This window comes from Bacillus sp. BACIII (assembly GCF_057836745.1).
The window spans coordinates 1,109,651-1,122,085 of record NZ_CM174437.1 but is presented as its reverse complement, the minus strand read 5'-3'; the positions used below and the strand labels follow the sequence as shown (position 1 = coordinate 1,122,085).

The 12,435-nt window shown below is 44.1% G+C and carries 8 protein-coding genes and 1 pseudogene; 4 read left to right on the top strand and 5 right to left on the bottom strand.

The window, feature by feature from the left end:
- Positions 1-15 precede the first annotated feature (15 nt).
- Complete coding sequence (locus ACXN9U_RS05495) at positions 16-369, bottom strand: hypothetical protein (protein ID WP_016935961.1); 354 nt, start codon at positions 367-369, stop codon at positions 16-18.
- Positions 370-748: 379 nt separating this feature from the next.
- Between ACXN9U_RS05495 and ACXN9U_RS05490 the strand changes: the two genes are divergently transcribed.
- From ACXN9U_RS05490 to ACXN9U_RS05475, 4 genes are all read left to right on the top strand, one after another.
- Positions 749-2,167 (top strand): alanine/glycine:cation symporter family protein, encoded by a 1,419-nt coding sequence (locus ACXN9U_RS05490; protein ID WP_060962674.1) that lies wholly within the window; start codon positions 749-751, stop codon positions 2,165-2,167.
- Between the two features lie 157 nt (positions 2,168-2,324).
- Positions 2,325-3,137, top strand: coding sequence for a hypothetical protein (locus ACXN9U_RS05485; RefSeq protein WP_489202282.1), 813 nt, complete (start codon positions 2,325-2,327; stop codon positions 3,135-3,137).
- 1 nt (position 3,138) lies between these two features.
- Entirely contained in the window at positions 3,139-3,747 is a 609-nt protein-coding gene (locus ACXN9U_RS05480; protein WP_489202281.1) for a DUF4166 domain-containing protein, read from the top strand.
- Entirely contained in the window at positions 3,741-5,369 is a 1,629-nt protein-coding gene (locus ACXN9U_RS05475; protein WP_489202280.1) for a YndJ family protein, read from the top strand. Before ACXN9U_RS05480 ends, ACXN9U_RS05475 begins: the two co-directional genes overlap by 7 nt.
- Positions 5,370-6,000: 631 nt before the next feature.
- On the opposite strand, the pseudogene ACXN9U_RS05470 reads toward ACXN9U_RS05475, so the two are convergent.
- The 4 genes and pseudogenes from ACXN9U_RS05470 to ACXN9U_RS05455 all read right to left on the bottom strand — a co-directional run.
- A pseudogene (locus tag ACXN9U_RS05470) lies at positions 6,001-7,014 on the bottom strand (alpha/beta hydrolase); the annotation flags it as partial.
- A gap of 606 nt (positions 7,015-7,620) precedes the next feature.
- Positions 7,621-9,120 carry a cellulase family glycosylhydrolase gene (locus ACXN9U_RS05465; RefSeq protein ID WP_060962670.1) on the bottom strand — a complete coding sequence of 500 codons (1,500 nt, stop codon included), beginning with the start codon at positions 9,118-9,120 and terminating at the stop codon, positions 7,621-7,623.
- A 410-nt stretch (positions 9,121-9,530) separates the two neighbouring features.
- Positions 9,531-10,802, bottom strand: a complete 1,272-nt coding sequence (gene xynC, locus ACXN9U_RS05460; protein ID WP_060962668.1) for a glucuronoarabinoxylan endo-1,4-beta-xylanase XynC — start codon at positions 10,800-10,802, stop codon at positions 9,531-9,533.
- A 77-nt stretch (positions 10,803-10,879) separates the two neighbouring features.
- Positions 10,880-12,418 carry a glycoside hydrolase family 43 protein gene (locus ACXN9U_RS05455; protein WP_060965036.1) on the bottom strand — a complete coding sequence of 513 codons (1,539 nt, stop codon included), beginning with the start codon at positions 12,416-12,418 and terminating at the stop codon, positions 10,880-10,882.
- Positions 12,419-12,435: the final 17 nt, after the last annotated feature.

Here is a 12,435-nt window from a genome sequence, read left to right as displayed (position 1 = left end):
CCTCCTCATTTTATGTTACATAGATAGGCGATGTTGAACATGAAGCTCATCGAAATACGAGGACTGATAAAATTTAGCGATTAGAAAGCTTTTCTTTCGCTGTCTTCTCCGGGAAGCGGGGCGTTTTCTGTCTGATATCACGATCAATGAGACAGAAGCGGCAAAAAGCGCCGTCAAAATAAATGAGCCCGTCAGCGATTTTTTCTCATCGTCAGCATTTTGGCCGGCCTTCATTTCGTGCATTTCCTGCTGATCGGCTACGGCTTTAAAATGGTGAGCAGTATCAAACGCATGGGGAATGGAGAGCAAATGAAAGCTTGCAATCGCTAAAAATAAAATAGAAGCTTTTAAAAACAAGATTTTTTTCAAATGTTCTCCCCCCCTTCATAAGTCTGAATATTTTTATTATAATACCCTAATTCAAATTGAAAGTAAACATATTTATTAAATTTAAAAAATTATTATGCTGGTTAAGTATATACCATTCCGTCTGTCTTTTCATCTCTTTTTTTCTTAAAGGCCTATTTGTTATGATATGCACGAAACCCTTCTGATGTGACAACATTTTTCTGGTTACAGGATAAAGAAACGGGGCATACCAGCAATAAGCATGATGAAGAAACCGAAACATTTTCTTAAAAAAACTTCTCAACATCTGTTGTTGTGATATAATAATACCCGTTGTGTTAAAAGATCTAACATATGCAGCAAAAATGACAGTAAAAGATATGTAAAAGGGAGGTTAAACATGGAGGCTTTCATCAGTGAAATCATAAATGTTCCAAATGATTTTATTTGGAAGTATCTTGTTTATATTTTAGTAGGAATCGGATTGTATTTCACATTCCGTTTTCGCTTCATTCAATTCGAATACTTTATTGAAATGTTTAGAATCGTCGGGGAGAAGCCGCAAGGAAATAAAGGAGTGTCTTCAATGCAGGCATTCTTTATCTCGGCCGCTTCGCGTGTCGGTACCGGAAACTTGACCGGTGTCGCGCTGGCGATTGCAACAGGCGGTCCCGGCGCAGTATTTTGGATGTGGATCGTAGCGATTGTCGGTATGGCTTCAAGCTTTGTGGAAAGTACCTTGGCGCAGCTGTATAAAGTGCGCTCCGGCGATGAATTCCGCGGCGGTCCGGCATATTACATGGCGAAGGGTCTCGGCGCCCGGTGGCTCGGTATTTTATTTGCCGTATTGATTACCGTTTCTTTCGGACTTATCTTTAATGCCGTGCAGTCAAATACGATTTCTGTCGCGTTTGATGAGGCTTTCCATGTGAATAAAACAGTTATCGCCATCATCTTAGCTGTATTAACGGCTTTCATTATATTCGGCGGGCTGAAACGTGTTGTATCCGTTTCGCAATTTATCGTTCCGGTCATGGCGGGTATGTATATTCTGATCGCGTTGTATGTTGTAATTGTGAATATTACCGCGGTACCTGAATTGCTTATGACGATTGTGAAAAATGCGTTTGGTCTTGAGCAGATCGTCGGCGGAAGCTTAGGAAGCATCATTATTATCGGTGCGCAGCGCGGCCTGTTTTCAAACGAAGCGGGTATGGGGAGCGCGCCGAATGCCGCAGCAGCTGCACACGTATCGCATCCGGCTAAGCAGGGATTAATCCAGACGTTAGGCGTGTTTTTTGATACATTTATCGTTTGTACATCGACTGCTTTTATCATTTTATTGTACAGCTTTACGCCTAAAGGCGACGGCATCCAAGTGACACAAGCCGCACTGCAGCACCATCTCGGAGGCTGGGCCCCGACGTTTATTGCAATTGCGATGTTCTTATTCGCATTCAGCTCAGTCGTCGGCAACTACTACTATGGTGAAACGAATATCGAATTTATTAAAACAAGCAAAACATGGCTTAATATTTACCGCGTATTCGTCGTAGTGATGGTGGTATACGGATGTTTGGCTGACTTCAAGATTGTCTGGGACATGGCAAACTTGTTCATGGGTCTCTTAGCTCTCATTAACTTAGTGGCAATCTTGCTGCTGAGTAATGTAGCCTATAAGATCTATAAAGATTATGCCGCTCAGCGCAAAAAAGGACTTGATCCCGTATTTAAAGCTGAGAATACTCCGGAACTCAAGCATATTGAAACATGGGCGGAAGAAGAAAGTACAAGCCCTGAACACAAGGCTGCCAACTGAGGAATATGCATATCATTTACGAAACCCTTCACGTTTAATGTGAAGGGTTTTTTTATGTCAAAAACCGGCTTCATATTCCTGAAATCTTATTGCGGAATTTCTTACATCCCTATGATAATATAGGAATTGTTTACAAAAGAAGGGGATAGGAGGGAGCATGAAACAGAAGCCGATATATGTCGAAATCAATATGGCGTCTGATATAGAAACGCTTTGGGAATATACGCAAAACCCGGTTCTTCATAAGGAATGGGACCTGCGCTTTTCTCACATTACATATCTTCATAAGTTACCGGATGAACCGCAGAGATTCCTATATGAAACGCGAATCGGTTTTGGGCTGAAGGTGTCCGGCACGGGTGAATCAATGGGTGACATAAGGCCTCAATCGTCAGAAAGGGTGTCGGCGCTTGCTTTTGCATCTGATCATCCGCTGTCTCTGATAAAAGACGGCCGGGGCTACTGGAGGTATATAGAGCGGGATAACGGGGACATCACATTTTTGACTCAATATCAATATGAAACGGCCTGGGGTCTGCCGGGAAGATGGATAGACCGGTTTTTATTTCGTCCGCTGCTCGGCTGGGCTACCGCATGGAGCTTTGATGCGTTGCGGCTTTGGATAGAACAAAACCGACATCCGAAGATATCCGTCCGTTTCGGGTTTGTCTATGTCCTGATGTGTCTCGTATTCAGTTTGTATTGGTTTTTTCAAGGCTTTCATGATAGCTGTGCCGATGCAGAGATCGTGAAGGGAGCGCTGAAGACAGGATTAGGGATATTATGGCTGCTGCCTATGCGGAGAAAGCGGCTGATCCACGCCGGACAGTCAGCCTTCTTTTGTATAACGGCAATGCTGTATTCCGGCGGCGGATTCGCCATTCCATTAGGATTACTTACGGTAGCGGGTATGATTCTTACATTCCTGCTGCCGAGCGCCGCGCATACAAAACGAAAGAGAGAGAAGTGAAATGACGGATTCAATGTATGAAAAAGCGATTATTCATTATCAATTCCTGCATCCGATGCTGCAGAAACGGTACGAGCTTGCCGGATTACGCACGTTTTGCGGAGAAGGGGTTATGTCAGAAATTAAGGGAGGCTCGTTGTTTGTCAGAATGCTTTTAAAGACAGGCGTTTTTTTCAGATGTTTTTTCTCAGAGAGGGGAACAGATATCCCTTTTACCATTGAGAACAAAAACAGGCAAAATGGTGTGGAGTGGAACCGCACCTTTTTCTTTAAAGGCAAAACACGTTTTTTTGATGCGGTCATGGAATATGATGAGCGGGAAAACAGAATTCTTGATTACTTCGGCAAACCTCACATCCTGCTGTCTGAACTGCATTTAGAAGCGTCTTCAGACGGAGGGCTTGTTATTACATCCGGAAAGCAGTGGCTCCTGATAGGCGGAAAGAAAATCCCGCTTCCGGCTTGGCTGTGCGGCAGTTCAACCGTTTATGAGGCTTATGATGAGGAAATGAATTGCTTCAGCATAAAGGTTCATGTGAAAAACAGGATACTCGGCACAATTTTCTCTTACCGGGGGACTTTCCGGGAAACAGAGGGAGAAACATGCTGAAGCGTCATCTCATGGTAGGCGCATTTTGCTTTTTGGGTTTTGCGGCGGCTGAAGCACCGCATATATCAGCTGCTGAGACGTTTGTTTTATTATCCGTACTATTTTTCGTTCCTGCTGTATTCCGCTTTGCGTTTCGGCCGTCAAAGACCTTAGAGAATGTGCTATTACGGTGTTATCCCATTGCCGCTTTATGTGCAGTGCTTGCGCTGATTACAGACTTCAGCTTTTTTGCCTTTGTCTGGCTCATTTATACGCTTGGACTTGCACTGTATGCTGTATGGCGGCTGATGAAAACAAATATCCACAGAACGGAAGAGATGTCTGTTATGATGGGTTTCATTTATTTGGCCGGCGGCGGATTTTGGTTTTTTGCATATATCCTTAAGATTCCTATCATGGATTTCGGTCCGCTTATCGTGCTGATGACGGCGGTGCACTTTCACTATTCGGCTTTTCTCATTCCGATCTTTAACGGATTGCTCGGCAGAATCCTGCGGGAGAACCGCGTTCTTTACAGGCTGAGCACGGTCATCCTCCTGATTTCGCCGATCCTTATCGCCCTGGGGATTACATTTTCAAAGACACTTGATGTGATTGCTGTCGCTCTGTATCTGACGGGTCTGTATGTTAATGCGTATCTCATCTTTAAGGCGCCGTTTGCTGTGAAAACAGGCAGGTTCTTGATCAGGAGTTCTTCGGCTGTGTTAATGATTACAATTGCTTTTTCTTTAATATATTCGTTCGGTGTCTACCGCGGGGAGGCAACGCTCACGATCAGTCAGATGATTTGGATTCACGGAGCAGTCAATGCATTCGGTGTTATTCTGCCGGCTTTGGCGGGGTGGAGGTTGGAAAATCCGAGACCGTTCGATGAGAACAGTGAAAGAACGTTCAGCCGAATTTACGGGAAGGGAACGATAGGCAAAGATTTTTTGACTGACATTCATGCAGCAAATGAAATCCATTATACCGGCCTTCAGGATCAGATGAGAGAACTGCATTCTGAAGACTTTTCAACTGAAAAACTGGCTCCGGCTGTTATTTCCTTTTATGAAGAGACAATCGATTATGACATCAAGGCAAAAGTGACGTGGAGCGGATGGTTTCGTCCGTTCGCGCGCATGTACGAGCCGTTCAGCAGAAGAGCGGGGCAGATCCACCTGTCAATGAATCCGGATTGGTATACCATGCACTCTAGTATGAAAGGAGTCGATTCTGACAGAGACGGCAGAAAAAATGTCCGGGCGTGGATCAGAACAAATGACAAGCAGGAAACCGTTTTTACTGCGCTGTATTCAGCGTACAGGTCAAAAGGGGAGGGATACATGAATATTTCTCTCCCGCTGCCGTATGGCCAAATGACGGGCATTTTAAAACCTTATACACATAAGCAGAATCTTGTTTTGACGAGCAGACGCCGAAAAAGCGGAGCGGGTGATGAAGGGATTTATCTGCAGACGAAATGGGGGGCATGCCATCTTCCTCTGGCAGAGACATTTCTTATTGCGGCCCAGAGCGAAACAAGCTTGAAGGCCATTCATCATATGTGGCTGTTCGGCCTGAAGTTTTTAACTGTGCAGTATCGGATCACTCACACTTCCGCAGGTAAGCAAAGCGAATAACAAACTGTAAAGCCGTCTGTTCAAGACGGCTTATTTATCATGTAAATATAGAAACATCCTGAAATTATGAAATGGAAGCGCTGTCGTAATTGTGTTCTACTCAACATTTTGGGGTTCAATATATTTGGAGCTGGGGCTCAGAGCCGGATTATATTTCGCAACAGCGCTCAGGCTGACAACTGTTATACTTTCACTATGTGGGGAGCCGGTGCAAAAAATCTTCGGAAATGAGCAAGAAAAGTATTATCAGACATGAATTTTTCATTTGTATGTTCATTGAATAAATAAAATGAAGAAAAACAGCAAATCTTTTGTTAAGGTTTGGTTTTGTCATTATAAAAATTGCTTTTGCGACGTTTGCAGTGTTAGGTTTGATTCAGCTGTATCAACCGGAATTAAATTTGTGCGTGACAGATGAATAATAATAAGCGCAAACGGAATATGCGGTTATTTTGCTATACATTTCTTTTCCGTCTCATTGACTAAAGTATACTTAGTTTACGAGATAGATAATTCATTTCCTTATTTAACTTCCTAGAATATATATTATGTAAACTAGAAATTATGAAGAGAATATAATCGATCCATTCTAACAGCACTCCCTTTTTGCAGTGTACTATTAAAAAACCTCTACGTCCTTAGCATCCCGTTCGCCTCTGAGTTCCGCATTCACACTGGTAAACACGATGTCGCAGTAATCTAAATGCGCAGCACGGTCAACTGAGAAATAATAGGTTTCCATGCTATTGTTAGCGCCAATTATCGCATTCATGTTATAGTTCGGTTCACAAAACAGCAGCAAAAAGGGTTTTTTAAGGTCGCTGTCGAGAAGGCCGAACGCACCGCTATCCAGACCAATCCCGCAGGTGAACCGGTCGTCGTCCCGGCAAACAATCGCCGTCGCAGGCCCTCCGTAAGAATGTCCGACTATGCCCATGCCGATGTCAAGCAGCAATCTGTCCTTAAAGATGGAATTCAGCTCTCCAGAGTCCAGTTTGTAAAGATAATCGGCTGCATACCTTACATCTTCCGCCTGTAATTCACTATACACTGTTAACTTGTCAAGTATCGGCAGTGAAAGCACGTTATGGCACATTTCAATGGCTGTTTCATCGTCTGGCCGCATCTCCATCTTACCAGCCAACGCCAGCATTTCCGGATCTTCAGAAAACGCCAAAATGACATCCGAAAAATCCTTTGATACATTAAACAGGCACCCATCTTTACGCTTATACATTGTGCTATTCTGATGGCCGATGCTTACCGCCACATATCCCATGCTGGCCAAGTCTGTACAGATCACTGTGCCCCATTCCGGAGAACCGCCTCCGCCGCAAACATAGAATAACACCGGATAACGCTTTTCTTTCCCGGAGAGAGCAAGATCGTCATAACATTGGGTCTTGATATCTATAGAGTAAGCATCCTTCAACGCAGTGAGAAGTGGCTGCTCATCAAGCATTTCGCAGACTTCAGGAAACATGTACGTTGATGTAGTCTTCCCTTCGCTGCTGTCGGACGGATAGTACACAAACGCCGTCAGTTCTCTTTTTGAGTGATCTGATGCCGTGTACTCAAAATCCATCTGGGTTCGGCCGACCGTATAGCCGCCAATTGGTTTTGGAAATGTGTCATAAGTTTTCATTCTCTTGTTCCCCCTTAATGAATAAAAGTGGCGAATGTGAAATACATACTTTGAATACTACATCCTATGTTCAGTGAGTCATATCTACTCCTTTGCTTTCTTGAGATTGCTAAAAATTCAGAATATTTATGATATTCAAGCAGCCCATGATACATAAAGTCAGCAAAGTACTTGCTAATCTTATGGTATAGCCTAGGCGTCAATATCAGGCCGGAGATATCCATCAGCCCTCATTTCGGCACACATGCAGATATATGCAAACTGTTTCAGTGAGTTTGATTTCCAAATCATTCGGCGGTTCGGTCACAATGCCATTAACGTTGCCAAATAAGCCAGTAAGGGAAAATTGTATATCCAACAATAAAAAAATCCCTATAAAATAAGGATTTTCAGAACATATAATTGTGTCGTTACACACGGGCCTTATACATGTACAAGGGCTTTTCAATTCAGCCGCAACGACCTTTTTCGTCATATCTCCATATGTGCATTTGTACAGGCCTATAGACTGTTTCAGAGTTTCATCCGCCACGTAAACTTCTTTGTATTGCTGTTTTTAAGATCATAAAAGCGGACATCGTGTTGCTGATGTCCGCCTAAAGCTAACTAATTGGGTTCTGTTCCCCAAATCAGTTTTCCTTGATGATATAATGTGATTTTTTTCGTTGTTTTAAACGTATTTGATTGGAAAAAGGAATAATCGCCGCTTTGTGCATAATTGCTCCAGTCATCGTTGTGAAGACGAAGCTGAATATTCCCTGTGCTTGCTCCCGGTGACAGCGTTCCTTTTTTAAACCCCAGTTCCAGATAGGTATCTGCACCTTGCTTAGGTTTATGCAGCGTCACAAACTTGTGGGTCAGATTGCCGCATCCAATCTGCGCGTAGTCACAGTCAAAGTTTTGGCCTTTGTTTTTCGCGTTATACCAGTAACGGGCAGTGACATCTTTTAAATCAACCTTGGTATTGCCGTTATTTTTTATGTGAAGCTGCGGGCGGATTTGGTTGCTGTTCACACCCCCATCCCCTGCTTTGTATTGTACAGAAATGCCGTTTTCCTGTGCGGGGTTATCTTGTGCCGGCGTTTCAGGGCGTTCTTTCGTTGAATCTTTGTTGCCGCGAATGTTTTCTCTTACGAATGTTCCTGAAGGAGTTAAATCTGCAAGCGGCCAGCCGCCTGTTTTAGATGCTCCCGGCTTTAACGCTGAGGATGATTCCTGCTTATCAGAAAGATTCCAGTTCACCCAGCTGATGTTCTTGCTGTCGAGATAATTCAGCCATTCCCGCGACTGGTCAAGGAATACACCGCCATTTCCAGACGCGTCGCTTGTTCCCCATTCCGTCACGAAAATAGGCGCTCCTTTACTGAGTGCATAGTTTGCTTTATCCCGTAAAGATTGGCCGTGTGTGCCGGCATAAAAATGAAGCGCGTACATGACGTTTGCATCTTTTAGCTGATCATCGGCTGCATCATTCACATCCTGGCTCCATGTACCGGTACCTACAATGATGGGATTGTCTGGGTCATTTTTGCGGATAACGGAAATCACTTCTTCCGCATACGGTTTAATATCCCGCTTCCAGTTCACATCGCCGTTTGGTTCATTTGCAATTTCATAAATGACGTTTGGCGTGTTTCCGTAAAGACTTGACATTTCCTTGAAAAATTCTTTCGCCTTCTCTTTATTTTGGTTTGGATTGCCGTCATTTAAGATATGCCAGTCAATGATGACATATATCCCAAGCTCTTTTGCCGCTTCAACCGCTTCTTTCACTTTATTTTTCACAGACGGGTTGTCAATATAACCGCCATCTGCCGTATACATCGCCGCGCGGAAAACGGTGATGCCCCAATCGTCTCTCAGCCATTTTAAGCTGTCTTTATTGACGAAATCGCCATACCATTGCAATCCGTGTGAACTGATCCCTTTCAGCTGTACCGCTTTGCCGTCTCGGTTTACGAGCTGTGTCCCTTTTATGCTAAGCTGACCATTCTTGGCTGCTGGCGTTTTTGTCCCTGCTGCAGATGCCGGCGAAGCCAGCATGCCGCTCATTGTCAATACCGCAATCAATAAACACGAAATAAAAATAGAGATTGACCGTTTCATATCTGATCTTTTCCTCCTTCACATCATTTTGGCTCTCACTTCTTATGAGCACGAACTCATTGTAAAAATCTTTCTCATGATTGTCTATCAACCTAATTTCTTGTTTTTGGGAGGTTTAAAAGCCTGTCAATTTGCTCTATCCCTATTGAATAAGATACACCTGACATATATAGAACAAAGAAAACTGGACGGAATCGGGACTTTACACGTCATTTTTCAATCGAATCGAAAAATTAAATTTATTTCCAACGTAGATACGCTAAATGTGATGAGTCTCAATATGGCATTGAATCTTATGATTTTCGTGAATAGTAAAAAAATCAACATTTCTCCCTCTCTCCACAGAAAATAAGCCAATTTTCTTTTTGGAGTCAGAAAATTGGCTTATTGCTATGGTCTATCAGATGCTTTTAACGCTTAACAACAAATGTTGTCACGCTTTGAGCCGGCAGATGAGCCCAAAAGTGATTGTCCGTTACTTTGAGATCCGTTCCAGGCTGAAGATTGCTGCTGCTGCTCGTGATCCATCTGGACACCCCAGAAGCAGATCCGTTCTGCAACACAAAGTTTTGGTTGACCCCTGTATTGGTTTTGTTAATGGCGACAATCACGACTTTGTTGTCACCTTTATAGGCTGACACGTAAACATTCGGATTAGGGTTTTTCGTTGCATCAATCCTTACATATCCAGGGCGCACAAACTTTGAGAAATGAGCCATATTGTAGCCTCGTTTGCTGATCGTGCCATCTTCTTTCATAGGACCATATGATCTTCGGATGTACCACCAAACATAAGCTTGAAAATCCCCTTCTACCATCGAACTGTGAATATGTTGCGAAACATCCAAGGCCTCGGGCCATCGATCCGCCGAGTTGTTATCACTGTTCGGATAGTATACTTCCGTCATCCAAAGGTCTTTCCCCGCTCCTTTTTGTTTAAAAAGAGGATAAGGGAATTGACTGACCTGAGTCCCGTACAGGTGGGTTCCGAGAATATCCATATTGGCAAGAGCCTGAGGATCGTTCAAGATCGGGTCCGACAAATTCTTTAAGTATTGAAATGATTCAGGCGCAACGACGCGGGCATTGATCGAGCCGGCGTTTTCTCTCATAAAGCGAAGTATTTCTTGCGGCGTCCACCACGTCCACTCGTGAGCGTAATCAGGCTCGTTTTGGATGGAAATCGCATACAGATTCACACCATTACTCTTCATGAAGGTAACGAAATCGTTAAGATGCTGCGCGTATGCGGCATACTTATCGTATCTCAGCCGCTTAGCTGATGTGTCACCATTATGATTGAAAGTCTCGACCATATCGTTTGGCGGATTCCAAGGGGAAGCGAAAACGATTGCTCCATGTTTGATCGCACTCTTTGCAGTCTCTACTTCTTTGTACCAGTTATTTCTATTTTCATCTACATGAATTCTTAAGATCGAAAAGCCTAACTGGTTCTGTCCATTGCCAAAAGCAGTTTCTCTTTGAGCAGCTGTTAAATCTCCAACCCAAGCCGGGTGGTTCATCCCTCCAAAACCGCGAATCACTTGTCTTTCTGCGGAAATGTTAACTGTTACATCATTTGCCGCCAACACCTCAGCAGCGCCTGGGCCCATTAACATTACTGACAGCGTAGTGAAACATACTAATAATAGACAAATTGTTTTTTTTACGCTCGACATCATTTTTTCCTCTCCTTTATCTGTCTTTTACCGTATTAGAAAAATGTGTTCTGTCCTGCTTTTATATCACAAAACTGATGTTATCTTTGCGTAAATTGCCAATAATCAAAATTAAACAAGTTTCCTGAACCTGTTCCGGTAAATACAAAGAATACGTTGTGCACACCTGCTGCGCCGCTTACCGCAGTTTCTATTTCTCTCCAATTTTGTGTTCCGCCTGTGGAAGGGACATTCAGTGTTCCCGCAAGCTTACCGGTTGGACTATCGAGACGCACTTCTATTTTCCCGCCAAGAGCGGATGCTACATTTGCTTTAAACGTTCTGGCACCGCCTGACCCGAAGTCTGCATTTCCTACAGCAATCCAGTCTCCGTTATGAATGTTTGTGACATGTTGATTATTGAACGGCCCGCCGGGTGCAGAGGAATTCTCGGTCAAAATCCGTCCATTCCAGGCAAACGTTTCAGCTTCTACCCGGTTGTATGGATTCAAGTTAGAAAGCTGTTTTACGCCTGTATAATTTGCCGCCACCTCTTGAATCGATCCGTCTGGATTATGCACAAGCTTATTAATATGGGGAGAACGGTATCCTTTGCCGGCCCCAAACAGAGCGGAGCTGACAGTTTGAGTATGATACACCGTGTACCACTCGTTTTTAAAATTGAAAACGGCATGATGGTTGTTTCCGCCGCCTCCGAAAAATGCACCCGGATTTTTCAGGAAGTGCCCTCTATATGTAAAGGGACCCATGGGACTTGAGCTGGTCATGTAGCCGATCTCACCTGGGGGTTTATCGGCCGGGTGCGCGCCGCTGAAATTGATGCAATAGGAATAGTAATATGTCCCGTTATATTTGTGCATTCCCGAATCTTCAAACATGAAAGGCGCATCGATCGTAGATGCACTTCCCACAACACTGGTCATATCAGGCCCTAATTTCATGACTCTTGCTGTTTTAGGGTTTGCCCATTGCTCCTGCGTCGGATTTGAACCTCCAGGGATGCCTCCGCCGGCATACAGGTAACCGGTACCGTCGTCATCTACGAATACTGCCGGATCAAAAAGCCATACAACGCCGGACATTCCTGGTGTACTTGGCGTCACCAGCGGTTTTCCGATCGGATCTGTCCACGGACCGGTCGGGCTGTCTGCGGTGAGAACCCCGATACCTCCCCCGCTGTTTGCGAAATAAAGGAAGAATTTGTCCTTGCCATTTATCTTTTTAACGGCGGCTGACGGAGCCCAGGACGCACCTGCCCACTTTGCGATTCCCCGGCCGCCATTAGCGCCATAGGCACCTGCTACCGGAATGGCTCCGTGGTCTGTCCAGTTCACCATATCCGCTGAAGATATGACGAATACTCTATTCAAATTGGCAAATGAATTATCCTTAATCGTTCCGTTGCTGTTATATTCATAATCATCACTTGACATATAGATGTAGACTCTTCCGTTATAAGTCAGTGCAAACGGATCTGCGCCCAGATGATGGTCTATAAGCGGATTTGAATTCCCTGCATGTTTTGCAATTGGAGTGCTTACAGCATTCGCATATTCCCCAGGTAAACAACTCAATAATAAAGCAAGAATCAATAAACATACGCTGCACTTTTTCATCAGCTTAACACCCTCCTGTT